The organism is Staphylococcus sp. aM, assembly GCF_052975125.1.
In genome coordinates this window covers 2,165,722-2,189,482 of sequence record NZ_CP121447.1, presented here as the reverse complement: position 1 = coordinate 2,189,482, position 23,761 = coordinate 2,165,722, and the positions used below count along the sequence as shown (strand labels likewise).

Here is a 23,761-nt window from a genome sequence, read left to right as displayed (position 1 = left end):
TTTTGGCCTGGTTTTATTTGAAAATTACACTAAATTATTAATAATTGATATAATTAATTATGATATATGTGTAATATGGAGGTTAATATGGATATTGAAAGAAAAATAAGAAAATTAGTAGAGTTTATTAATGATAAAGAAAATATTGAAGGTTATGCGTTTGTTAGTTTAGGGAAACCTAATGTTAAAGCTCAGGTGAAGCTTTTAAAGAAAACTACTTATTTAGAACGTGAGATTAATAAATTATGTCAAAAATACAAGAAAAAGGCAGCTGTATATCCAACATGGATTAAAGTGGATATTGTTACACATTTTAATAATGTACCATTTAATGAACTGAAAAATGACTTGATTACAACTAGACGAAATTATATTGAATATGGTATTGCTCTTGACTCAAATTGGAATATCACTTTTTTACCTGAGGAAATTAATGTAAATGCATTTGTTAGACCATCTAAAGAGACTAAAGAGTTCTATTTATCTGAAGACAATATTAATAACTATATGCGTAAATATACTAATTATAAAAGACCATTTTCGGAGGATTTATATAAAGGGAAAGATGTCACTAAATTTTATACTAAATCATACTTTTTAGATGACGAAGAAGTTTATGAGTTGCATTCGAAAGGCTATCAAAAAGGCTTAAGAAAAATAGATGATTTGAGTAGTGAGATAGATAAATTGATAAAAAGTAGTACTCACTTTTTAGATAATATGATGGAAGATAGTGGTAGATATAATTACGGATATTTCCCACATTTTGATAAAAAAATAGGATTTTATAACATTTTACGACATTCATCATCTACTTACGCGTTAATTGAAGGATTAAACTATTTAGGAGAAACACTAAATTCAACTGAAAAAGCTATTAATTATATCATCGACAATTATATATATGAAAGTAATGGCAATGCATATGTGTTTGATGATACAAAAAACGTAAATGAGATTAAATTAGGACAAAATGCATCATTTATATTTGCAGTATGTGAATATTTGAAAAAACACAATAATGAAAGATTCCTTGAAGCAGCACAAAAGGTAGCTAATGGCATATTAACTATGATAGATGAAAATACGTGGGATACTACTCATGTATTAAACTATCCTGATTTATCTGTTAAAGAGAAATTTAGAATTGTTTATTATGATGGTGAAGCAGCGTTAGCATTAATGCGACTATATCAACAAGACCATAATGAACAATGGTTGAATACAGTTAAAAGTTTAGTTGATCAATTTATTGCTAAAGATTATTGGAAATATCATGACCACTGGTTAGGATACTGTACAAATGAACTAGTACAAATTAATCCAGAAGCTAAATATTTTGAGTTTGGAATTAAAAATGTAAGCACGCATTTAGATTATATTAAAAATCGTGAAACTACTTTCCCAACATTTTTAGAAATGTTAATGGCCACATATAGATTGATTCAAAAAGCCAAACAAGAAGGACATGAAGAATTAGTCGAATCATTAATAGATGAACAGAAATTAATTGATATTATCCATATAAGAGCAGATTATCAAAGAACAGGCTTTTTCTATCCAGAATTAGCTATGTATTTTAAAAATCCAGCTAGAATATTAGGTAGTTTCTTCATAAAACATCACGGTTATAGAGTTAGAATTGATGATATAGAACATTATGTTTCTGGTTATGTTCAATATCAAAAAGCTTTTAAGTAATATTAAAGAGAAATTGTTTATTAGTTCTGTATAGGATTGATTATTATAATTAAAGGAAATATCTATCTCATTGCGGTAGATATTTCCTTTTTAATTTTTGTATAGTATTAAAATATACATAAAATCTATTGATACTTGTCATATTTACCTAAAAATAGATTTTCAATAAAAGTAATTGATTTTTCTGAAATAAAGGGGTTGCGTAACAATTTAATTAAAGTTGTTTTAGAATGTTTAAATAAACGCATTGGTGCATACTGTCCTCTTTGAATCATATCAACATATCTATTTAGAAAAATCGTTAGTAAATCTTGTTTTCTATTTGTAGACATAGTGGTTTTATTTAAAATAAAATCATATACTGCTACATATATTTTAACAGCATCTCTAGGTGGAGTGGACGAATTAGTTAATGCGACCTCGTCTTGAGTTTCATAAAAATAATAATCATTTTCATAACCTAAAATAGTGATAGTATTTAAGACACTATAAACTTGCATTAAAAACCAATTGTCTTCTCTTACTTTTATACCTTCTGGAAAACGAATATTATAATCTTCAACAATTGAGCGTTTAATTAATTTCCCAATGACATTTAAAGTATTATATAACTTAGTATTTTCAAATTTTAAATTTGATTTTGTTTCTTTATAACAAAATGCAGAACGGCTTATAGGTCTGTTACTATTTGCATCTCTAAAGTAAGGCATACATATCATATCGTCATTTGTATTTTTAGCTATATTCATTGCATTTTTTAGAGCATTAGTGGTGATATAGTCATCAGAATCAATAAATAATATCCATTTTCCCTGAGCTACTTCTAAAGCCTTATTCCTTGGAACCGAAGCGCCACCAGAGTTTTTAGTACTTTCTAATATTACTAAGTTAGGTATATATTGGTTATAAGTTTTAGCTATTTCTAAAGATTGATCTGTAGATTTATCATCAGATACAATTACTTCTATTTTTTGTAAATCATATTCTTGTTCACTTATTTTTTTAAGTAAACGTTCAATAGATTTTTCTCTATTATATAAAGGAATGATGATTGAGATTTCAATATTTTGATTCAAGTTAGTTCCCTCCATTATCATTAAGAAGATTTTTAGCTTCATTTATGTCGTTAAAAGATGTAAAAATAATAGTTTTATTAAATCCGCGAATAAATCCACTTTTATATTTTAGCCCAATAATAAAAGCATTATTAAATTTAAATAAATCATATTTATAATCATTATAAATACTAAGTAAATCTGATACTGTAAAACTTTGTCTTTCTTTAACTCTAAATCTTCCAGTTAGATTAGTGGCGATAGAATCACTTAAGTTATAATTTGCTATAATGGAATTTGTATATTTTTTTCGATTCGCGAAATTTTTGAATAAATAATCAGCTAATTCATAGGATTCGGATGGATGGGGGCCTTTAGACATTGATGTTAATAGTTCATATACATTTATTGTTTTACCAGTAAAGAAGTTCGAATTATTTGTGACCCATTCTTTTAATTGTAATTCTTCATTTGGTACTTGCACGTCAATAGCATTCATATAATAAACTAAAGGGCCCATACCCTCTATTGTCATGGAATTCTCAACATTAAATTGTTCTTCGATTTCATTGGTATCATTATTTACAATGATATAACTTTTGCCATTATTACTGATTGCTGAGAATAAATCTTTAAAATTAGCTTCTAATTTCGTTTTAGCTAAAATATTTGGCAAGGTTTTAGCAACTTCTGGGAATTGAGTTCCGCCACTAGAAGATTTTAATAGAACTACAGAATCTTCATTACACAAATATTTTAAATCATTTATCATTAATTCCTTATTAGGATAATAAGTGATATGTTTATTTTTAATTTTATTAACAACAGGTCTTAAATCATCATCTAAGCATAGAATATAATCTGCATTTGAATTAGATAAATAAGGAATAAGCTCTTGATGAGTATCTCTTGATTTATGGCCAAGATCATTAATTTTACCTAATGCAATAATTTTATTTCCTTTAAAAAATTCTGTTTGAGTATCAAAAGCTTTGATTGCATTTATCATGGCAGGTAGTGATGCGTTATGAGTATCATCAATTAATGTTGTTTTATGTGTTGGTGTTTGAATTTCTTTCATTTTTAATATTTTAGAGAATGGTTCGAAGTTATAAAGGTATTCAGCTTTTACTGGTATATTTAAATTTTTGAGTATGAGTATAGCGGCTAAGGTGTTAGAAATCATACCATCACTAAATGTATTAATTTGATAATTGCATCTTTCACCATTGACTTCAATTTCAATTTTAATAGCACCTTTTAAATATGTGATTTGAGCAGGTTTAAGAGTTGAATCTAAAGAATTTCCAATTGAATATGTCTGAACATTTTGAGTGTATTGATGTGCTTGATCTATTAAATAGTCTGCAAACATCGTGTCTCCGTTAATGATTGCGACGCCATTTTCCGATAAACCTGCAAAAATTCGAGCCTTTAATTCTGCTATTTCTTTAATACTGTTAAATGTTGAAAAATGAGCAGCACCAATACCTGTTATCACAGCTATATCAGGTTTAAGATATAAAGATGTGTTCTCTCTATGATTTATCGCATTTAAGGATGTTTCAATTACAGCAAAATATGGATTTTTGATTAACTTTAACATATTTGCATATATTGCAGCTCTGATATTATTATTACCTCTATTTTCTTGAATAGGGTAATCTTTTAAAAGCGATGCAGTTAACATTCTTGTTGAACTTTTTCCCATTGATCCGGTAATAGCAATAACTGGATTTTTATATTGATTTCTTATGTATATTGCAAGTGTTTTAAAAGCTTTAATTGAATCTTGTACAATAAGTTGCGGTATTTTATATTCCAAGCCCTCAACATAGGTTTCAGTAATAATTAATCCGACATTAGGATTTGATTTATCTATTAAATCATTGCCTTCAGGTGCGTTTTTACTTCTACCTAATTCTCTCCACCATGTATCTTTTTTCGGTGAAAAATAAGCAGTATGTTTTGACTTTACAAAGCCATATATTGTTTCAAAATCATTGATTTCTCTATCGATATTATTTTCTATATCATATAATGTTCCTCCTATAATATTTGATATATCTTTAATCGTTAGCATAAATATCCTCCTACAGGTAACTTGAACTTTATTTTTTATTAATATTTATTGTTTGTCAGACAAGGTAATATTTTAAACCATTCTTACTTAATTATACCATGCCTCCAAATAATTTTTGATTTATAGTACATATATTTTCTAATTATTTTAAAATTCTAACTATTTATGGTAGCGCTTCCAATTATAACTGTGCTACACTACTAACGAGTGTAAAAGTTCATGAAGGGGTGGGACATAATGAAGCGTTATCGCTATTTTATTATTACGATGATTGTCATCATGACAATGATTAATTATATTGATAGGGGTGCTATTTCATACGCTCAAGAGGATATTATCAAAGAATTTGGTTTTGATACGATTGCTTGGGGCTCTATTCTAGGGTATTTTGGTTATGGTTATATGTTTGGTTCGCTGTTAGGGGGTATTACAGCGGATAAAAAAGGACCGAAATTTGTATGGATTGTAGCAGGAACTGCTTGGTCATTAGTAGAAATTGCTATGGCATTTGCCGGTGAACTAGGTATAGCCGTATTTGGAGGTTCTGCTTTAGCAGGATTCGGCATGTTGCGTGTCATGTTTGGCGTGGCTGAGGGGCCTATTTTTTCTACAATTAGTAAAACCAATGCCAATTGGGCTGCACCTAAAGAAAGAGGTTTATTATCGGCATTAGGATTAATTGGGGTGCCATTAGGTGCATTAATTACAGCACCCATTGTTTCAGGTTTTTTAACAATTTCTAACTGGCGTTTACTATTTATCTTGCTAGGTATATTAGGCCTAATTTGGGTAGTTATTTGGTCTATGGTATTTACGGATTATCCTGAAGATAATAAAAGAATTTCTGAAGAAGAATTACAATCTATTCGTTCTACTGAAGATAGTTTAAATGTCGAAAAGACAGTTGATACAGAACAATCTAAAGAAAAATGGTATCATTTTTTTACAAGTACAACGTTAATTTGTAATATGTTAGGTTACTTTGGTTTCCAATATGTTAACTTTCTTATTTTAACTTGGACGCCTAAATATTTACAGGATGAATATCATTTTGAAATCCATTCATTATGGTATTTAGGTATGATTCCATGGATTGGGGCAGTTTTCACAGCGTACTTCGGTGGTCAATTATCAGATTGGCTTAGAAAAAAGACAGGAAGTCTACGTATTGCGAGATCTGGACTTTCAATAGTAGGTATGATTTGCGCTGCTACATGCTTTTTAATTATTCCGTTTACACATAGTATTGTAGCGGTCATGATTTTAATGATGATTGGAAACGCATTTATTTTCTTACCTAATGCCGTTTATTGGGCTGTAATCATTGATACAACACCTAACAATACAGGTACATATGGTGGTATTACACATTTCTTTGTTAATACTGCAACGGTCATTGCGCCAACATTAACAGGCTATTTAGTAGCATCTTATGGCTACTCTTCAATGTTTGTATCTGCAGTGGTTGCATCATTAATTAGTATCATTGCAATGTGCTTTGTTAGACCAGGTGAAAAGAAAATGCATATGACAAAATAAAAAATGCAGTGCTTCCTAATATATCAATTTTGGAAGTACTGCATTTCTTTTATTATTTTCTATATTTTAAACGCGCAAAAGCATCATGTTGATGTATGGATTCTTCGTTACGACATTCGATATCAAAGCCTTCTATCCAATCAAATTCAACTAAATCAGCTGCTATTAATCGGATTAAGTCTTCAACAAAACGTGGATTTTCATAAGCACGTTCCGTGACACGTTTTTCGTCAGGTCGTTTTAAAATTGGATAAAGTACGGAGCTTGCATTTGCCTCCATCGCATCTAAAATTTTATCTTTATAATCATCAATGACAATGTCATCTTTATTTAAATAAGTTTTCACTGTAACGATACCACGTTGATTATGTGCTGAGTATTCACTGATTTCTTTTGAACATGGACATAACGTCGTAACGGCAGCTTGAATCGTTAATTCTTTGCGCGTTACGTTAGTACCTTCAATTGCTAAACCATAAGTGACATCAGCATTTCCAATGGCTTTAATTTGGGTTACTGGACTAAAGCGGTCAAAGAACCATTTGCCACTAACATCCACACCTGCTGCGTTTTGGTTCATCTTTTCTTGTAATGTTCTCAATACTTGATAGAGTGTATTAAATTCTAATTCAATACCATTATGATAGTGCTTTTCAACACTTTCTAAGATGCGGCTCATATTAATACCTTTTTCATCTTTATTTAAACTTGTTGAAAAGCTAAATGTACCTGCTGTTTGAAATTGATCAATCAATACAGGATAGGTTAAATTTTTAATACCTACTTCTTCTATTTCAAATAAGAAGTTTTTGTGTGTGCTTTGTAGATCAGTCATTTCATTTTTGGTAGTTGGTTTCGTACCTTCGATAGGGTCAACAGAACCAAAATGTTTCCATCGGCCTTCTCGTGTAGATAAATCAAATTCTGTCATTGTTAACCTCCATTAAGATTCGAAATGATATGTCCAAAATGGTTCGATTTCTAAAAAGCTATGAACTTGTCCATCTACTTGTGGACTCGCTAATTCTTTTAAGAAAGGCCCAGTTTGTGATGCATGTGCTTCAAAAGCTTTGATTTTTATATCTTTATATTTAGAAATATCGTTTTGGATGTCTGGTTCGCCTAAAATATCTGGGGCATCATTACTGAATGCAACTAAAGTCAATCTTGGACGTTCATTTTCAGGCATGCGTCCAACGGTTCTTACTACAGCTTCGCCAGTTGCTTCGTGATCAGGGTGAACAGCGAATTTAGGATAGAACGAAATAATTAATGAAGGATTAGTTTCATCAATTAAATTTTTAATCATGTCATCCATTTGATCATGTGGTTCAAATTCTACTGTTTTATCTCGCAATCCCATTTTACGTAAATCTGTAATTCCAATAGCCTTAGCAGCATTTTCTAATTCTTTTTCGCGAAAATCAGGTAATGATTCTCTTGTGGCAAATGGGGGATTACCTAAATTTCTGCCCATTTGACCGAGTGTTAAACAAGCGTAAGTTACAGGAATGCCTGCTTCAATATAGCTTGCAATGGTTCCCGCAGATGAGAAGGTTTCATCATCTGGATGAGGGAATATCACGAGTACATGTCTTTCATCTGTCATGATTTTGACCTCCTCTATATAGTAAATGGCTTTTCGCTAATTTCTAATGTAGCAGCTAATTGCCCTTCATAATTAAATCCTGCTATGAGACATTCGTTATCTTGGTTGACTTCGTAATGTGTTAGTCCCTGAACATAAACCCAACCACCATCGCGAAGTTTTAAACCGATACGGTATGGATCTTTATCTCCGCCTTTTAGTTGTGCGTGTTCATAAGCCACTTGTATATTTCTTAAAAAAGTACCTGCATTAAATACACGTTCATCAAAATGGTTAGCATATGCACCATTTGTCGTCTCAACATGTAGGTAAACGGGTTTATTTTCATAAGATGTGAGTAATTTCATCACTTCTTCATATTTGATAGGTTCCAACACGTTCACTCCTTACACCATTCAATGTGTTTATCAGTCTATTTTACTAAAAACAACGCAATAAATGTACATCTCTGCTCAATTTCTTTTATGAAATTTAAAATTATTTCTATATATTAGCATTTTAAAGATGGCATATCACTTTAGTACTAAAAAAATGTTGTATCGTGTTATAATCCAAATGTAATTAAGGGGTTTGTTTTTATGTTGGTTGATAGCAAATTTTTGAGGTGATTAATTATGAAAATTATTAATTTAGGTTCTAAAGAATTAGCATCATTTTATGTTGCCTGTGAGTTATTTAAACAAATGGACTATAGCCCAGATAGTAAATTAGGTTTAGCTACAGGAGGCACTATGACAGATGTCTATCAAAGTCTAGTTACACTATTAAAGAAAAATCAAATAGATGTCTCACAAGTGACTACGTTCAATTTAGATGAATATGTTGGTTTAGAACCTGAGCATGAACAAAGTTATCATTATTATATGGATGACATATTATTTAATCAATATCCATATTTTAATCGCCAACGGATTCATATCCCTAATGGAGACGCGGTTGATTTTGAACAAGAAGCAAGACGCTATAATCAATTAATTGAATCTGAAGGGCCAATCGATATTCAATTGTTAGGCATTGGCGAAAATGGACATATCGGATTTAATGAGCCAGGAACATCTTTGGAAAGTGAAACACATGTCGTGGATTTAACAGAAAGTACAATTAAAGCAAACAGTAGATACTTTAACGATGAGTCAGAAGTACCAAAGCAAGCCATATCAATGGGTCTTCAATCAATTATTAAAGCTAAAAGAATCATTTTATTAGCGTTTGGAGAGAAAAAGAAACAAGCGATAAATGACTTGTTGAATCAACCGGTAAGCAAAGATATCCCATCTACAATATTAAAGACACATCCAAATGTAGAAATCTATGTAGATGACGCGGCTGCGCCAGACTTAAAGAATAGCTAAGCTATTTTGAAAATTATATTTCGTTTAAAATAAAAGTGTACAGGGTAATTCATTCAATGAGATAGATAAATACAGATAAATTTGAAAGGATGAATTATAGTGGAATTACAATTAGCTATTGATTTATTAAATAAAGAAGAAGCAGCAGAATTAGCGAAAAAAGTAGAAGAATATGTTGATATTGTAGAAATTGGTACACCAATTGTGATTAACGAAGGTTTACCTGCCGTTCAACATTTAAATGAAAATATAAGCAATGCTAAAGTATTAGCAGACTTAAAAATCATGGATGCAGCAGACTATGAAGTAAGCCAAGCTGTTAAATTCGGCGCTGATGTTGTAACAATTTTAGGTGTAGCTGAAGATGCGTCAATTAAAGCAGCAGTTGAAGAAGCGCATAAAAATGACAAACAATTATTAGTAGATATGATTGCTGTTCAAGATTTAGAAAAACGTGCGAAAGAATTAGATGAAATGGGTGCTGACTATATTGCAGTGCACACTGGTTATGATTTACAAGCTGAAGGACAATCTCCATTAGATAGCTTACGTAAAGTTAAATCAGTAATTAAAAATTCTAAAGTCGCAGTTGCTGGTGGTATTAAACCAGATACAATTAAAGAAATTGTTGCAGAAGAACCTGACTTAGTAATTGTTGGTGGCGGTATCGCAAATGCTGATGACCCTGTAGAAGCAGCTAAACAATGTCGTGACGCTATTGAAGGTAAATAATGATGGCAACTTTTAATCATTATCAATTAATTTTAGATGAGTTAAAGGGTACTTTATCTCATGTTAAAGATGAAGAGTTTGATGGATTTGCATCAGAAGTAACTGAAGCATCACGCATATTTGTTGCAGGTAAGGGTCGTTCTGGATTCGTTGCAAATAGTTTTGCAATGAGACTCAATCAATTAGGCAAGCAAGCATTTGTTATTGGCGAATCAACAACACCATCAATTCAAAAAGGTGATTTATTTATTGTGATTTCTGGTTCAGGTTCAACAGAACATCTTCGCTTATTAGCAGATAAAGCGAAATCAGTTGAAGCAGAAGTGGTATTACTAACAACTAAACTAGATTCTGCAATTGGTGAAATTGCAGACACAGTAGTTGAATTACCAGCAGGTACAAAACACGATGCCACTGGGTCTGATCAACCGTTAGGTAGTTTGTTTGAACAATCATCACAAATCTTTTTAGATAGTGTAGTTATTGGATTAATGGCACAATTAGACGTCGATGAGACGACAATGCAAAATAATCATGCTAATTTAGAATAAATTATATAAAGTAACTCTCATGAATTGAGAGTTACTTTTTTTATAGAAAAAAATAATGAAATTACTATATAATGGAAATATGTAATATGTACTTTAGAGGTGATCATCATGAATTTTGACAACTATATTTTTGACTTTGATGGGACATTAGCGAATTCTAAGCAGTGCGCTATTGAAGCAACTAAAGAAGCTTTTGCACAATTTGGGTTATCTGAACCAAGTGATGCAGATATTGTACATTATATGGGTATTTCTATTGAAAAGTCATTTATAGAAATGAGTGACCGTTTTTTAACAGAAGATGCATTAAATCAATTGTTAGAATTATTTAGGGAACAGTATCGTCAATTAGAAACAACATATTTATGCTCGGTAATCGGTATATCTGAAACATTAGAACAATTATTACGAAAAAAGAAGCAGGTGTTTGTGGTTTCTAGTAAAAAAACAGATGTGTTGTTGAGAAATTTAGACCATTTAGGCCTTGGTAGATTTATTCAAGAAGCTATTGGTTCTGATAAAGTAACACGTTATAAACCAGATCCAGATGGAATCAACTATATTATTCAGAATCATCACCTTAATCCGGCACGCAGTATATATATTGGCGATGCTATTCATGATATTCAAATGGCTAAAGCAGCTGGTATTAAGTCTTGTGGTGTAACTTGGGGTGCTTTTGACGCAAAGGCATTATTAAGAGAAAATCCAGATTATATTTTAAATGAAGCGGATGAAATCAATACCATACTATAAATAGATTATCTTAATGCCAGTGAAGTGTTATTACTTTGCTGGCATTTAGAATGTTCAAAGTAAATTTGAAACTATTAAAGAAATACAAAAAGGGCAAGATTTATTTTGCTTCTACATAAACTAAATCATTATTTTAAAATTATAGAATTAATATACCAATAATAATAAATTTGTTACATAGATTATTTAAAAAGCGATTTTACGGGAAATTTTGAGAAAAAGAGAGGCAAAAAACATCGAAATTTAGCAATGATTCTAAATTAATAAAAATAACTGAAGATGTATATATATTTAAAATGTATTTTTTGTCCAATTGATTATGAATGTGAAACTATGGTGAAATCAAGAAACATCACTATGTAATGACATCGAAATAAAACTAAACGAGATTTTAGTTAGATAAAGTGAATGATGGCGCTATTTAGTGAAGATAGTACAAGTTTGTTGCCTTAAAACCATTGATATCATCAATGATTGACAAATATGTTTATTTTAAACGGTTTGGATCAAGAAAGAGAGGGTAAAACTATCTATATTTAAAAATAGATAAAAAAATAATCATTTCAAAATATTATTTGCATAACGCTTAGTTAATCCTATCGGGTTCAAATGTTAAATAAAATATTCTGTAAATTGAATAAACTTGTATTTTTGAAAAGAATTTATTTTGAATTAATTTGACATTGATATTTAACTGAGTATAATTATGTAACATATAAAAGGGAGTGTTTAAATTCATGGATTTCGAAAAAGAAAATATTAACATGGTCAACGCTCAAAAAGCGAAAAAAACTGTTGTCGCAACCGGTATTGGTAATGCCATGGAATGGTTTGACTTTGGTGTTTATGCTTATACGACTGCATACATAGGAGCAAATTTCTTTTCTCCAGTGCAAAATCCTCAAATACAACAAATCTTTACATTTGCTGCACTAGCTATTGCATTTTTACTTAGACCTATTGGTGGAATAGTATTTGGTATTATTGGAGATAAATATGGACGTAAAGTTGTATTAACAACGACTATTATTTTAATGGCTCTTTCAACATTAACAATCGGATTACTACCGAACTACGATACGATTGGAATATGGGCGCCTGTCCTCTTACTATTGGCACGTATCTTGCAAGGTTTCTCAACTGGTGGGGAATATGCAGGTGCTATGACTTATGTGGCTGAATCGTCTCCGGATAAAAAACGTAACAGTTTAGGTAGTGGACTTGAAATTGGTACGTTATCAGGTTACATTGCAGCATCAATTATGATTGCGTTATTAAGTTTCTTCTTAACACATGATCAAATGCAATCTTGGGGTTGGAGAATTCCATTCATTTTAGGATTATTCTTAGGGTTATTTGGATTATACTTACGTCGTAAATTGGAAGAATCACCAGTTTATGAAAATGATGTAGCAACAACACCGAAACGCGATACAATCGGTTTCTTTGGTATTATTCGCTATTATTATAAAGATATTTTAGTTTGCTTTGTTGCTGTAGTATTCTTCAACGTTACAAACTATATGGTAACAGCTTACTTACCAACCTACTTAGGTCAAGTAGCGAAAGTAGACGAAACAACGACAAGCGTTATTATCACTTGTGTGATGGCTATTATGATTCCTTTAGCATTAGGATTTGGTAAAATGGCCGACAAAATTGGAGAGAAAAAAGTATTCTTAATCGGTACTGGTGGACTTACATTATTAAGTATCGTTGCATTCTCATTATTAGCAACTAAATCTTTACCGTTTATTATTATTGGTGTACTAATCCTAGGTTTCTTCTTATCAACTTATGAAGCAACAATGCCTGGATCATTACCAACAATTTTCTATACACACATTAGATATCGTACGTTATCAATCACATTCAACATCTCAGTATCAATTTTTGGTGGTACAACACCATTAATCGCATCATGGTTAGTTGAATCTACTGGTAATGTATTAGCACCAGCGTACTATTTAACAGCTATTAGTGTGATAGGTTTCTTAGTAATTTTATTACTTCATGTCACTACAGCTGGTAAGTCACTTAAAGGGTCTTATCCAAACGTAGATAACGAAGAAGATAGAGCATATTATGAAGCACACCCTAAAGAAGCATTATGGTGGGTTAAAGAAAGACAAGATAAAGAAAACTTTTAATTTAATATGGTGACTATTTTAGCTCGTCATTGCTAGTTCCATTTTAAAGTAAAATAGAGTAGTCATACTCATTAAAGAAAGGCTAAAAGGTGAATTTTGAATTTCATCTTTTAGCCTTTTTGTGTTTCTATGAAAGAGTTACCTTAAATTGATTATCTTTCGAATATCATTTTAGGTGAAGCGCCAATAGCATTGATATTTATTAAATTGAAAATGATTTTATTTGGATTGATAATGCATATTTCAATCACAATAGATAAAGTGGATTTTTCAGTTAGTACAATGGTCCGTTGATTAGTATCTAATTTGGTACAGTAATAACTGGGTTGCATTGTTTCATTAAATACGAATTTAAGAGGTGCTGTATCAAAATTTTTAGGAAACCAATTACCCTCTAAAACGTTAAGGAATGAACTATTTGGAGAGTAGGGATTTACATCTATAATATTAATTATTTCGAATTGAGTCATATATTCCCACTAACTTTCACTTTATTAGTAACCATAAATGGAAGCATTCCATCTAAAATGTGTACCATCAGACACAGGTATCACATTACTGTCAGCTGATTGCGTAGTTAAACCATTATCCCACGGGTTCCAAATGAGAATAACACGTTGGTTATTATTTAATACAGCATTACCAGCAACGGCCATAGCATGACCTGCATGAATACCGTTTCTAGGTTCTACACTAGAACTGATTAAAGCAATACCTTTATTTTGTTTAGTTAATCTATCGACTTCATTAAATTGAGGCATTCTATTTAAATAATTGACATTTCTACCTTGAGATTGCCCATATCTCATCATTTCTTGAGGTGTTAACCCTGTGAATTGGAAGGCTTGGCCACTTAGATTTGGATGTAATGCTCTCATAATCATCTCAGCATTATAATGTCCAGTATTATACGTAGCATTTAATAAAAATGCCATAGTGTAACCTGCACACCATCCATTTTGTCCTTGAGTTTCTCTAATTTGCATATTTTTAAGGGTATTAACATATTGGGGTTGTTGATTAATAGCTGTTTGATACTTAGTAATTGGATTTGCGATATGGCTTGTTTGATTAAATGCTTTACTATATCTAACGGCTGATTCTTTGGTCAGATTTCTATCTGATTTAGCATCTTGTCGAGGTGTTTTTAATACTAAGTGAGGTGCTTTATCTTCACCCATTATAAAGTATCCTTTTTTACTAGTGAAGATAGTTACCTTTTGATTTTTATAGTTATTTAATGCTTTTGAAATGAAAGGGGAAACGTTAAGTGAATATTTTGATTTGTTAGAAGGATTAGGAGAAATGGTAACGATATATTTTACATCGCCACTTTTATTAATGACGGGATAATAGAAGTTGCCATCACTTTGTTTATTGAGTTTGTAAATTTTGAAGGGCTCACCTAAAGTATAAGCACTTTTTGTTGTGTGGGATGCTTGATCTAGCAAACTAACATGCGATAGGAAATTTTTCTTCGCTAAACTGTCAACGTCTTTAGGTATGTCCTTATTTTCTACTTTAACTTGAGTACCATTGGATTGTGCAGTTGCTTGATTTACGTTTGAGTTTGCTTGTGCTTGATTGAGAAAACTAAAGATACTTAATCCCATTAAAAACAGTAGTATCAAAGTTATGACATTGCGACATTTGGTTATCATATAAACACTCCTTTTCTATTTAAAGGTAACTCTTTCATAAATTAATATAACATTATATTTTATATTTAATTCATAAAAATCTAAAGTGATATAAATACATACAAAATCGTTAATTAAATTAATGAAATTATAGATCACTTTGCTTGAATCATGGATTTTTATGCTTATATGTAAAATGGTTCAACAAAGAAAAGCACTATTGTTAGCATAGCTCAAAGTTTCTCTCTGAGCGCCAAAGGGGACAACTTTGGCTAACAATAGTGCTTTCTATCAATATTAAGATGAGTATTTTAGGGATGTGGCATTTAAAGTATACATTAGTTAGGGGACAAGTAACTTTAAAACCATCATTTTGGGACAGTTATACAATATGGAATGCTTAATGTCTTAATGTTCAAACGCAAATGATGAATCTCTTCTTGGTGTTGAAAATAACACTCATGTTTGTCTGAATTGCATAGTGTTTATGTCATTTTCTAGTAGAGAGAGCAAGCGATAGATATCATTGTCATTTAAAGTTTCATCAAATTTAACTGTGATTGTTTTGAACTTTTTCGTGATGATTTCATACATAGGGACACCGTTTTGTATATCTTGTTTATGAATAATCATGTTGTATTGCCTCCTTTGTCTCTCTACATTTTATATAGTACATCTCTTTTAGCTAAAAAACATGAGGCTCTAGTATCAACTTTGTATCGGTCGAACATTGGAGTCCAAACTACGACTTTAAGCGTAGTCAGTATTCAAAATGTATGTCGATATAAAAAGCCCAAAATGAACGTTAATGTTCATTTTGAGCTTAAAAGCAATAATATTTTCTATACTTCAGTAACTTGTACGTCGATTTGTTCAACTCGACGATTAGCACCGTGATCAACGGGTCCTACAAAATCGTTCATTTTCCAACCATTTTTAATAGCTGAAGCAACGAAAGCTTTGGCTGCAATGACAGCTTCTTTTGGTGATTTACCGTTTGCAAGGTAAGCTGTAGTAGCTGCTGCAAATGTACAACCAGCACCATGATTGTAACTTTGTTGGAACATATCAGTTGTTAATTGATAGAATGTTTGACCATCGTAGTATAAATCGTATGATTTATCTTGGTCTAATGCTTTACCACCTTTAATAATGACATGTTTAGTCCCTTTATCAAAAATGATTTGAGCTGCTTTTTTCATGTCCTCGATAGAAGTAAGTTTACCTAGGCCAGATAATTGTCCAGCTTCAAATAAGTTAGGTGTCACAACCGTTGCTTTAGGTAATAAATATTGAATCATTGCATCAGTATTTCCTGGGTTAAGTACTTCATCTTCCCCTTTACATACCATGACAGGATCTACAACGAAATAGTCTGCACCGGATTGTTCGTAAATCTCGCCAGCACGTTTAATAATTTCTTCAGTACCTAACATTCCTGTTTTAATTGCATCTGGACCAATTGAAATTGCAGTTTCAAGTTGTTTTTCAAATACGTCCATAGGTAGTGGTGTCACATCATGAGACCATGTTGCTTTATCCATTGTAACGATAGCTGTTAAAGCGACCATACCATAGACATCTAACTCTTGAAATGTTTTTAAATCTGCTTGCATTCCTGCACCTGCGCTAGTATCTGAACCAGCTATTGTTAATACTTTTTTTAATGCCATTTTGTATTCACTCCCAATGTTTTCTAATACACGTACCATCATATCACGATTCAAGTATGATAAAAATAAAATTGTGCTATGGTTGGCTTGGCTAATTGTTTTAATTCAATTGTGTAATGGTCAACTGATGATTAAAATCTATAAAAGTCATGTCTTCTTTAGTAAGCAAATGTTCATCTAAGTGTATTTTAAATATTTGGTTGGTGAAATAGGGTTTGATGTAGTACGCACAGTCCTTACTATCCATTACTAATTGATATTGTGTATAATGCGTTTCTTCAGCATCAACGACTGCACCTTGAGGAATACTCACTGAGTCTAACACTTTAAAGCAATTCATTAAATTTACACTTTCATCATTTGATTGAGGCAAATGATGTCTTAAATAAGTTGCTCTAACAAAGCGTTCAGTAGATGTATAGCCGCCTGGTAAACCGTTGGTACCTGCTTCACAACCCATAGAACGCACAAGAACTTTACCAACTAATTGATTGGTAGACTTCTCAGGTGATAAAAAGGCATAATTTCTTAAATTTTCAACATGCCATTCTAATTTCGGGGCATTGGTAAGTACCTTTACATGATTGTCTTTAACGATTAGCAGGCCGTTATGTGGTTCGACTGATACGGTATGTCCCTCACGGTCAGTGATAATAAAATGAAGGGGAGGTACAATATTTAGCGTTTCATTTTTCTCGTTCATAATATTAACTTTTTTAACTTTTTGCTTTAAGTCTTGGATGCTTTTAGTGAAACCTAGAACCCAAATAATAAATTCTTCGGGAGCCATATTGAAATAGCCATATCTCTTATGTTTACTGTAGGATGCTTCACCGGTGAAATAGTGATTTGAAATCGCTACACCGCATTCATTAATACCATCTCCGAATCGATAGCGGCCCACCTTTAAATTGGTTCCTACAAAACCATAGGTCAATTTCATTGAAGGTTCTAAATCGAATTGATACTCAAATTTTCTAGGTACAACAGTTGGTACGCCGTTAAATTCAAATGCAAAGTCCATCGTTCTAGCTAAATAATGATGATGTTGTTGAGTGAAAAAAGAAAATCCTGTACACATATACGTCGCTCCAAACTTAATTCATCTTAATATGCACTATATACAAAATAAATAATTTTGTAAACTTAATAATTGATATAGTTTACATTTAAGAGGCGATATAATTTATAGAGATAGTTATGTTAAAATACCATTGAGGTGAATAGGATGGAATGGTCTGAAGTATTTCACAATATAACAACAAAACATGATTTTAAAGCAATGCATGACTTTCTTGAAAAGGAATATACAACACAAGTCGTATATCCAGATAGAGAAAATATCTATCAAGCTTTTGATTTAACACCATTTGAAGATATCAAGGTAGTAATTTTAGGACAAGATCCTTATCACGGCCCTAATCAAGCGCATGGTTTAGCTTTTTCAGTTCAACCAAACGCGAAATTCCCACCGTCGTTAAGAAATATGTATCAAGAATTGGAAGACGATATCGGTTGTCGACGTCAATCACCTCATTTACAAGATTGGGCAAGAGAAGGTGTCTTACTTTTAAATACGGTCTTAACGGTAAGACAAGGAGAAGCGCATTCTCATAAAGATATTGGATGGGAAGTATTTACAGATGAAGTGATTCGTACAATTTCCGAAGAACGTGAAGACGTCGTCTTTATTTTATGGGGCAAACCAGCCCAACAAAAAATAAAGTTAATAGATACCTCTAAACATTTTATTATAAAATCACCACATCCAAGCCCATTATCAGCCTATAGAGGTTTCTTTGGCTCCAAACCTTATTCTAAAGCAAACGCATATTTAGAATCCAAAGGGCGAACACCAATTCAATGGTGTGAAAGAGAGGATACAACACATGGATAAAGAGAAAATTATTCAATTAATTGAGCGTGAATTAGTTCAAGCTGATGAATCATCATCACAACATGAATTTGAGAAACATATGTATGCCATACATACGATTACATCTCTGTACACGTCATCTACGCAAAACAATATGAATTCGCAAAGTTTACAACATAATGATTTTACACATACAGATATTGATACACAGAATAAGTTGATGAAGACAACAAATCAGCAAAAGTCGTATGATGATGTAACACCAGAAGAAATTCAAGCAATGGGTGGAAAGGTGACGCATACAAATCATTCTAATAAAGGTCAATCATCCTCAACGTTATCTAATTCTAATTTAATGACAACAGATGATGAAATTGGTAACGGTGAATCGATATTTGATTTTTAATAATAAAGGAGAACGTAAATTATGATGAAATTATTTATTATTTTAGGTGCCTTAAATACTATGATGGCAGTAGGTACTGGTGCATTTGGGGCACACGGATTAGAAGGTAAACTGTCAGACAAATACATGTCTGTTTGGGAAAAAGCAACAATGTATCAAATGTATCATGGCTTAGCATTACTTGTCATTGGTGTGATTAGTGGTACAACGTCTATTAATGTGAATTGGGCAGGTTGGCTCATCTTCTTCGGTATCGTATTCTTTAGTGGGTCATTATATGTTTTAGCGTTGACTCAAATTCGTATTTTAGGTGCCATTACACCAATTGGAGGCGTCTTGTTTATCGTAGGTTGGTTAATGCTTATTATTGCTACATTTAAATTCTCAGCATAATGTTTGATGATTTTACAAATTACATGTAAATTTGATAACAATAATTTAATAATTAAGTTACATGACTCACCTTTTCGGGTATATGAATATCTCGAGGTGAGTTTTTAATTATGGAAAATGACAAAAATAAACAGGTAGATAGAGGCGACCTCAAACAAAACTTATCAGAGAAGTTTGTTTGGGCGATTGCATACGGTTCGTGTATTGGTTGGGGCGCATTTATTCTTCCAGGTGACTGGATAGGACAATCAGGTCCCATTGCAGCATCCATCGGTATAGTAATAGGTGCCTTACTTATGATTTTAATAGCAGTAAGTTATGGCGCTTTAGTAGAAAAATTCCCTGTATCAGGTGGGGCGTTTGCATTTAGTTTTTTAAGTTTTGGTAGATATGTGAGTTTCTTTTCTTCATGGTTCTTAACCTTCGGGTATGTCTGTGTAGTAGCTTTAAATGCTACCGCATTTAGTCTATTGATTAAATTCCTATTACCCAATGTATTGAATAATGGGAAATTATATACTGTCGCAGGTTGGGATGTCTACATAACAGAAATCATTATAGCCACAGTATTATTACTTGTATTTATGTTTGTAGCTATTAGAGGTGCAAGCGTATCAGGATCATTACAATATTATTTCTGTGTAGCGATGGTTGTTGTCGTATTACTCATGTTCTTTGGTTCATTCTTTGGTAATAATTTTGCTTTAGATAATTTACAACCATTGGCAAATTCAGATCAAGGTTGGTTTATCTCAATTATTACGATTGTATCGATTGCGCCATGGGCTTATGTAGGATTTGATAATATTCCACAAACCGCTGAAGAATTTAACTTTGCGCCAAACAAGACATTTAAATTAATCGTATATAGTTTACTTGCAGCATCAATGACTTATGTAGTGATGTTGTTATATACAGGATGGTTAAGTACGAACCAGAAAAGTTTAAATGGCCAACTATGGTTAACTGGTGCTGAAACACAATCAGCATTTGGTTATGTTGGACTAGCCGTTTTAGCCATTGCCATTATGATGGGTATCTTTACTGGATTAAATGGTTTCTTAATGAGTGCTAGCAGATTGCTTTTCTCAATGGGACGTTCTGGCATTATGCCACGCGTATTCAGTCGTATTCACAGTAAATATAAAACACCTTATGTAGCAATTATTTTCTTAGTAGGTGTATCATTAATTGCGCCATGGTTAGGACGTACAGCGTTAACATGGATAGTTGATATGTCATCAACAGGTGTTTCTGTTGCATACTTTGTAACATGTTTATCAGCTACTAAATTATTTAGTTATAATAAACAAAGTAATACGTACGCACCTATATACAAAACATTTGGTATTATCGGTTCAGTCGTATCGTTTATCTTCTTATGTTTATTATTAATACCAGGAACTAAAGCTTCATTATCATTACCATCATACATTGCATTAGGCGTATGGTTAGTATTAGGATTAATCTTCTTTGCGATTCGCTATCCTAAACTTAAAAAAATGGATAATGATGAATTAAGTAGATTAATTTTAAATAGAAGTGAAGACGAAGTAGAAAGTATGGTTGAAGAACCAGCAAATCAAAAATCATAAAAAATAGTCATGGTGAGTGAAGAGAGAAACTCTTATACTCATCATGACTTTTTTACTTATATAAAACTTATAAGATTTATAATTTCTTTCTCGTTCTATCGAAGCCAGAGATAATAATTTTTGAAATCTGATCTGCGAAAAGTAATCCAAGCGCAATTGCACCTGCGATTAATGTCACCTCTAGCATCGTATTAATAGCTTTATTGAAATGTAAAAGGACTAAACTCTTTGTAGCATCATAGGCAAGGCCTCCAGGTACTAATGGAATGATGCCAGTGACCATAAAGATAATCGCTGGTTCTTTCTTATAACGCGCCATATAGTGACTCAATAATCCTAACGCAAGACTTCCAAAGAAACTTGAATATATGGTATGTACATGTAAGCCATTATAGAAGAGAATATATATCATCCATCCACAAGCACCTACAACACCACAAGAAAGATATAATTTTCTAGGAGCATCAAATATCACGCAGAAGAACAGCGATGCTAAAAAACTAAATATAAAATTTAATATCCAAAACATATAACAGCTCTCCTAGACTAAAATTAAAATTGAACTAACACCAGCACCGATACCAAAGGCAGTGACGAGTGCTTCTAATGATTTAGTGGTAAACATGAGCATATGGCCACCAAATAAATCTTGAATGGCATTTGTGATTAATACCCCAGGTACAATAGGCATGACTGAAGCAATAATAATTGTTGCAAGATCACCGTGAGGTATGAGCGTATGTCCAGCAACAGCTATAATGGCTATTACGACAGATCCTATAAATTCAGGGATGAATTGTGCATGTAACTTTCTATCTAGTATTTCAACGACTAGATAACCAAGACTTCCTGCAAGTAAGGCAGTCAAAATATCTATAAGCGAACCACCTTGTAAATATAAAAAGCTAATAGCAATCATTGCTGCTGCAAATCCCTTGAAGGGGAGACTACTATCTCGTTTAGCAACATATATTTTCTCTAATTTTTCTTTAGCTTCTTCTAACGTGATAGCGCCTTTAGTGATCAAACGAGAAATTTCATTTGCTTGGGAAATATTAATTAAATTTGTATCTCGCGCATTAATTCTGAACATGCGAGGTGTTGATTCGTTATGTAAATGGAATTGAATTACTGTATTTGTAACAAAGCTATTACTCTCTTGATAGCCTAATTTTTTGGCGATGCGATTCATTGTATCTTCGACTCTTGTACCTTCAGCACCAGATTCTAGTAAAATGCGCGCTGCCAACATGACAACATCTTTAATAAGACGTTCATGATCGTTTTCATTCACTACTTTTGTCATCTAATCACCAATTTTTTAAAATTTTGAATTTAGATTTATTATAGAGGATGTATTGAGAAAAAACCATTATATAAAGTTAACGGTGTCTTAATAAAAATTGAAATGCGATATAAATAAGACAGGAAAGAGGATATATTATAGTTGTCTAAATATATAATGTAGATTGATTTTATGTTGGGCGGTATTTGATAAATTTTGGAAAATGTAGGTTTTACAGGTTCAATTGTCAACTTATATAAACTTATTACATCTTTTATATAAATAAACACTAAAGTTATGTTTCAAATATTTCAAAATGGTTAAAATAATATTAGTTAACTATTACAGAATATATTGGGTAGCGACAATATATTTTTTGTAGTTAACTTATACGTAGTAGTGATTAAAGTTCTCCCAAGGATACTACTCGTCGGAAGTACACTTTGCATGCAAAGTGTACTTTTTTATTGCAATTAAAAAAGATGAATCCCTATTTAATAAGGATTCATCGATAAGGCTTATATTTAAAATTTGAAAAATTGATTAAAGTCTTCTGATTTTAAGATATGGCCAACATAGAAACTTCCGAATTCGCCGTAACGTGCAGTCGTTTCATCAAAACGCATTTCATAAACAATTTTTTTGAATTGAAGAATGTCATCAGAGAATAATGTGACACCCCATTCAAAATCATCAAAACCGACAGAACCTGTAATAAATTGTTTGATTTTACCAGCATATTTACGACCAATCATACCATGGTTATACATCAATGATTTTCTTTCTTCCATTGGTAACATGTACCAGTTATATGTTTCGTTTCTACGTTTATCCATTGGATAGAAACAAATATATTCTGCATGAGGTAATTCTGGATATAATCTAGCTTTTACATGAGGATTTTCATAAGGATCCTCATCAGATTTACCTGCTAAATAATTACTTAATTCGACTACAGACACATATGAGTATGTTGGAATAAAGAAATCTGCAATACGTAGTTTATTAAGCTCGTTTTCAATAGCATTGAGTTCTTTCATTTCAGGACGTAAGAACCATAATAATAAATCTGCTTTTTGACCAGTAATATTATAAACTGCTTGATCGCCAGTATGTGTTGTTCTTGCCTCAGATTGAGTGTTCACGAAATTTTTAAATTCAGTAATCATAGTTTCGCGTTCTTCTTCTGGCACTAATCTGAATGTTGCCCAATCAATTGCGTAAAATAAATGTAAACTGTACCAACCGTCTAGTGTTTCGGCTGCTTCACTCATGTTTATCGCTCCTTTAAAACTATATGTTCAATTCATACTAAATTTTATCATAAACAAATAGCTAACTACTAAGTAAATGATTACAAAAGAG

At 31.9% G+C, this 23,761-nt stretch carries 24 protein-coding genes; 11 read left to right on the top strand and 13 right to left on the bottom strand.

The window, feature by feature from the left end:
• Positions 1-87: 87 nt before the first annotated feature.
• On the top strand, positions 88-1,701 hold the full coding sequence (locus P7F85_RS10815) for a hypothetical protein (RefSeq protein ID WP_002451103.1): 1,614 nt from the start codon (positions 88-90) through the stop codon (positions 1,699-1,701).
• A 125-nt stretch (positions 1,702-1,826) separates the two neighbouring features.
• Here the strand turns inward: P7F85_RS10815 and P7F85_RS10810 are convergent, their stop codons facing one another.
• Together P7F85_RS10810 and P7F85_RS10805 are read right to left on the bottom strand one after the other, a co-directional pair.
• Complete coding sequence (locus P7F85_RS10810; RefSeq protein ID WP_002465873.1) at positions 1,827-2,777, bottom strand: glycosyltransferase; 951 nt, start codon at positions 2,775-2,777, stop codon at positions 1,827-1,829.
• 1 nt (position 2,778) lies between these two features.
• Positions 2,779-4,839 carry a Mur ligase family protein gene (locus tag P7F85_RS10805; RefSeq protein WP_002465890.1) on the bottom strand — a complete coding sequence of 687 codons (2,061 nt, stop codon included), beginning with the start codon at positions 4,837-4,839 and terminating at the stop codon, positions 2,779-2,781.
• Positions 4,840-5,076: 237 nt separating this feature from the next.
• Here P7F85_RS10805 and P7F85_RS10800 point away from each other — a divergent pair, with 237 nt between their 5' ends.
• The gene (locus tag P7F85_RS10800; RefSeq protein WP_002465862.1) at positions 5,077-6,378 is read left to right on the top strand and encodes an MFS transporter; all 1,302 of its coding nucleotides are present in this window, start codon (positions 5,077-5,079) and stop codon (positions 6,376-6,378) included.
• A gap of 52 nt (positions 6,379-6,430) precedes the next feature.
• On the opposite strand, the gene folE2 is transcribed toward P7F85_RS10800, so the two are convergent.
• Genes folE2 through P7F85_RS10785 form a run of 3 tightly spaced genes read right to left on the bottom strand, consistent with a single transcriptional unit; the run spans position 6,431 to position 8,364 of the window.
• Positions 6,431-7,309, bottom strand: coding sequence for a GTP cyclohydrolase FolE2 (gene folE2, locus P7F85_RS10795; RefSeq protein ID WP_002465869.1), 879 nt, complete (start codon positions 7,307-7,309; stop codon positions 6,431-6,433).
• A gap of 12 nt (positions 7,310-7,321) precedes the next feature.
• Positions 7,322-7,987, bottom strand: a complete 666-nt coding sequence (gene bshB2, locus P7F85_RS10790) for a bacillithiol biosynthesis deacetylase BshB2 (RefSeq protein ID WP_002465886.1) — start codon at positions 7,985-7,987, stop codon at positions 7,322-7,324.
• A gap of 14 nt (positions 7,988-8,001) precedes the next feature.
• On the bottom strand, positions 8,002-8,364 hold the full coding sequence (locus tag P7F85_RS10785; protein ID WP_171001930.1) for a YojF family protein: 363 nt from the start codon (positions 8,362-8,364) through the stop codon (positions 8,002-8,004).
• Positions 8,365-8,601: 237 nt separating this feature from the next.
• On the opposite strand from P7F85_RS10785, the gene nagB reads away from it, so the two are divergent.
• From nagB to P7F85_RS10760, 5 genes are all read left to right on the top strand, one after another.
• A complete protein-coding gene (gene nagB / locus P7F85_RS10780) occupies positions 8,602-9,339 on the top strand; it encodes a glucosamine-6-phosphate deaminase (RefSeq protein ID WP_002465879.1) in 738 nt (245 codons plus the stop codon).
• Between the two features lie 99 nt (positions 9,340-9,438).
• Complete coding sequence (hxlA, locus tag P7F85_RS10775) at positions 9,439-10,071, top strand: 3-hexulose-6-phosphate synthase (protein WP_002449613.1); 633 nt, start codon at positions 9,439-9,441, stop codon at positions 10,069-10,071.
• A gap of 2 nt (positions 10,072-10,073) precedes the next feature.
• On the top strand, positions 10,074-10,622 hold the full coding sequence (gene hxlB, locus P7F85_RS10770; protein WP_015365342.1) for a 6-phospho-3-hexuloisomerase: 549 nt from the start codon (positions 10,074-10,076) through the stop codon (positions 10,620-10,622).
• Positions 10,623-10,730: 108 nt separating this feature from the next.
• A complete protein-coding gene (locus P7F85_RS10765) occupies positions 10,731-11,378 on the top strand; it encodes an HAD family hydrolase (RefSeq protein WP_002465888.1) in 648 nt (215 codons plus the stop codon).
• A 737-nt stretch (positions 11,379-12,115) separates the two neighbouring features.
• Positions 12,116-13,528 carry an MFS transporter gene (locus P7F85_RS10760; RefSeq protein ID WP_002465884.1) on the top strand — a complete coding sequence of 471 codons (1,413 nt, stop codon included), beginning with the start codon at positions 12,116-12,118 and terminating at the stop codon, positions 13,526-13,528.
• 152 nt (positions 13,529-13,680) lie between these two features.
• On the opposite strand, the gene P7F85_RS10755 is transcribed toward P7F85_RS10760, so the two are convergent.
• The 5 genes from P7F85_RS10755 to P7F85_RS10735 all read right to left on the bottom strand — a co-directional run bounded on the left by P7F85_RS10755 (position 13,681) and on the right by P7F85_RS10735 (position 17,922).
• A complete protein-coding gene (locus P7F85_RS10755) occupies positions 13,681-13,998 on the bottom strand; it encodes a staphostatin A (protein WP_015365340.1) in 318 nt (105 codons plus the stop codon).
• 24 nt (positions 13,999-14,022) lie between these two features.
• On the bottom strand, positions 14,023-15,189 hold the full coding sequence (locus P7F85_RS10750; RefSeq protein WP_002465899.1) for a C47 family peptidase: 1,167 nt from the start codon (positions 15,187-15,189) through the stop codon (positions 14,023-14,025).
• Positions 15,190-15,627: 438 nt separating this feature from the next.
• Positions 15,628-15,801 (bottom strand): C1q-binding complement inhibitor VraX, encoded by a 174-nt coding sequence (gene vraX / locus P7F85_RS10745; protein WP_002465849.1) that lies wholly within the window; start codon positions 15,799-15,801, stop codon positions 15,628-15,630.
• A gap of 209 nt (positions 15,802-16,010) precedes the next feature.
• Positions 16,011-16,841: a bifunctional hydroxymethylpyrimidine kinase/phosphomethylpyrimidine kinase gene (thiD, locus tag P7F85_RS10740; RefSeq protein WP_002465902.1), complete on the bottom strand. Its 831-nt coding sequence runs from the start codon at positions 16,839-16,841 to the stop codon at positions 16,011-16,013.
• A 100-nt stretch (positions 16,842-16,941) separates the two neighbouring features.
• Positions 16,942-17,922, bottom strand: coding sequence for a choloylglycine hydrolase family protein (locus P7F85_RS10735; protein WP_002465876.1), 981 nt, complete (start codon positions 17,920-17,922; stop codon positions 16,942-16,944).
• Positions 17,923-18,069: 147 nt separating this feature from the next.
• On the opposite strand from P7F85_RS10735, the gene P7F85_RS10730 reads away from it, so the two are divergent.
• From P7F85_RS10730 to P7F85_RS10715, 4 genes are all read left to right on the top strand, one after another.
• Complete coding sequence (locus tag P7F85_RS10730; RefSeq protein ID WP_002465885.1) at positions 18,070-18,738, top strand: uracil-DNA glycosylase; 669 nt, start codon at positions 18,070-18,072, stop codon at positions 18,736-18,738.
• Complete coding sequence (locus tag P7F85_RS10725) at positions 18,731-19,123, top strand: DUF5327 family protein (RefSeq protein ID WP_002465874.1); 393 nt, start codon at positions 18,731-18,733, stop codon at positions 19,121-19,123. The genes P7F85_RS10730 and P7F85_RS10725 overlap by 8 nt, the downstream gene beginning before the upstream one ends.
• A gap of 24 nt (positions 19,124-19,147) precedes the next feature.
• The gene (locus P7F85_RS10720; RefSeq protein ID WP_015365337.1) at positions 19,148-19,516 is read left to right on the top strand and encodes a DUF423 domain-containing protein; all 369 of its coding nucleotides are present in this window, start codon (positions 19,148-19,150) and stop codon (positions 19,514-19,516) included.
• A gap of 110 nt (positions 19,517-19,626) precedes the next feature.
• Entirely contained in the window at positions 19,627-21,111 is a 1,485-nt protein-coding gene (locus tag P7F85_RS10715) for an APC family permease (protein WP_002465863.1), read from the top strand.
• Between the two features lie 76 nt (positions 21,112-21,187).
• Here P7F85_RS10715 and P7F85_RS10710 read toward each other — a convergent pair whose 3' ends face one another.
• The 3 genes from P7F85_RS10710 to hemQ form a co-directional block, all read right to left on the bottom strand.
• Positions 21,188-21,640: a threonine/serine exporter family protein gene (locus P7F85_RS10710; RefSeq protein WP_002465895.1), complete on the bottom strand. Its 453-nt coding sequence runs from the start codon at positions 21,638-21,640 to the stop codon at positions 21,188-21,190.
• 12 nt (positions 21,641-21,652) lie between these two features.
• Positions 21,653-22,417 (bottom strand): threonine/serine exporter family protein, encoded by a 765-nt coding sequence (locus P7F85_RS10705; RefSeq protein ID WP_046464281.1) that lies wholly within the window; start codon positions 22,415-22,417, stop codon positions 21,653-21,655.
• Positions 22,418-22,920: 503 nt separating this feature from the next.
• Complete coding sequence (gene hemQ / locus P7F85_RS10700) at positions 22,921-23,670, bottom strand: hydrogen peroxide-dependent heme synthase (RefSeq protein ID WP_002465909.1); 750 nt, start codon at positions 23,668-23,670, stop codon at positions 22,921-22,923.
• Between the last annotated feature and the right edge of the window lie 91 nt (positions 23,671-23,761).

Excerpts from the sequence above, each read along its gene's own strand:
- P7F85_RS10815 (WP_002451103.1), top strand. The coding sequence starts at position 88 with ATGGATATTGAAAGAAAAATAAGAAAATTAGTAGAGTTTATTAATGAT.
- P7F85_RS10805 (WP_002465890.1), bottom strand. The coding sequence starts at position 4,839 with ATGCTAACGATTAAAGATATATCAAATATTATAGGAGGAACATTATAT.
- P7F85_RS10800 (WP_002465862.1), top strand. The coding sequence starts at position 5,077 with ATGAAGCGTTATCGCTATTTTATTATTACGATGATTGTCATCATGACA.
- folE2 (WP_002465869.1), bottom strand. The coding sequence starts at position 7,309 with ATGACAGAATTTGATTTATCTACACGAGAAGGCCGATGGAAACATTTT.
- bshB2 (WP_002465886.1), bottom strand. The coding sequence starts at position 7,987 with ATGACAGATGAAAGACATGTACTCGTGATATTCCCTCATCCAGATGAT.
- nagB (WP_002465879.1), top strand. The coding sequence starts at position 8,602 with ATGAAAATTATTAATTTAGGTTCTAAAGAATTAGCATCATTTTATGTT.
- hxlB (WP_015365342.1), top strand. The coding sequence starts at position 10,074 with ATGGCAACTTTTAATCATTATCAATTAATTTTAGATGAGTTAAAGGGT.
- P7F85_RS10765 (WP_002465888.1), top strand. The coding sequence starts at position 10,731 with ATGAATTTTGACAACTATATTTTTGACTTTGATGGGACATTAGCGAAT.
- P7F85_RS10760 (WP_002465884.1), top strand. The coding sequence starts at position 12,116 with ATGGATTTCGAAAAAGAAAATATTAACATGGTCAACGCTCAAAAAGCG.
- P7F85_RS10755 (WP_015365340.1), bottom strand. The coding sequence starts at position 13,998 with ATGACTCAATTCGAAATAATTAATATTATAGATGTAAATCCCTACTCT.
- P7F85_RS10750 (WP_002465899.1), bottom strand. The coding sequence starts at position 15,189 with ATGATAACCAAATGTCGCAATGTCATAACTTTGATACTACTGTTTTTA.
- vraX (WP_002465849.1), bottom strand. The coding sequence starts at position 15,801 with ATGATTATTCATAAACAAGATATACAAAACGGTGTCCCTATGTATGAA.
- thiD (WP_002465902.1), bottom strand. The coding sequence starts at position 16,841 with ATGGCATTAAAAAAAGTATTAACAATAGCTGGTTCAGATACTAGCGCA.
- P7F85_RS10735 (WP_002465876.1), bottom strand. The coding sequence starts at position 17,922 with ATGTGTACAGGATTTTCTTTTTTCACTCAACAACATCATCATTATTTA.
- P7F85_RS10730 (WP_002465885.1), top strand. The coding sequence starts at position 18,070 with ATGGAATGGTCTGAAGTATTTCACAATATAACAACAAAACATGATTTT.
- P7F85_RS10725 (WP_002465874.1), top strand. The coding sequence starts at position 18,731 with ATGGATAAAGAGAAAATTATTCAATTAATTGAGCGTGAATTAGTTCAA.
- P7F85_RS10720 (WP_015365337.1), top strand. The coding sequence starts at position 19,148 with ATGAAATTATTTATTATTTTAGGTGCCTTAAATACTATGATGGCAGTA.
- P7F85_RS10715 (WP_002465863.1), top strand. The coding sequence starts at position 19,627 with ATGGAAAATGACAAAAATAAACAGGTAGATAGAGGCGACCTCAAACAA.
- P7F85_RS10710 (WP_002465895.1), bottom strand. The coding sequence starts at position 21,640 with ATGTTTTGGATATTAAATTTTATATTTAGTTTTTTAGCATCGCTGTTC.
- P7F85_RS10705 (WP_046464281.1), bottom strand. The coding sequence starts at position 22,417 with ATGACAAAAGTAGTGAATGAAAACGATCATGAACGTCTTATTAAAGAT.
- hemQ (WP_002465909.1), bottom strand. The coding sequence starts at position 23,670 with ATGAGTGAAGCAGCCGAAACACTAGACGGTTGGTACAGTTTACATTTA.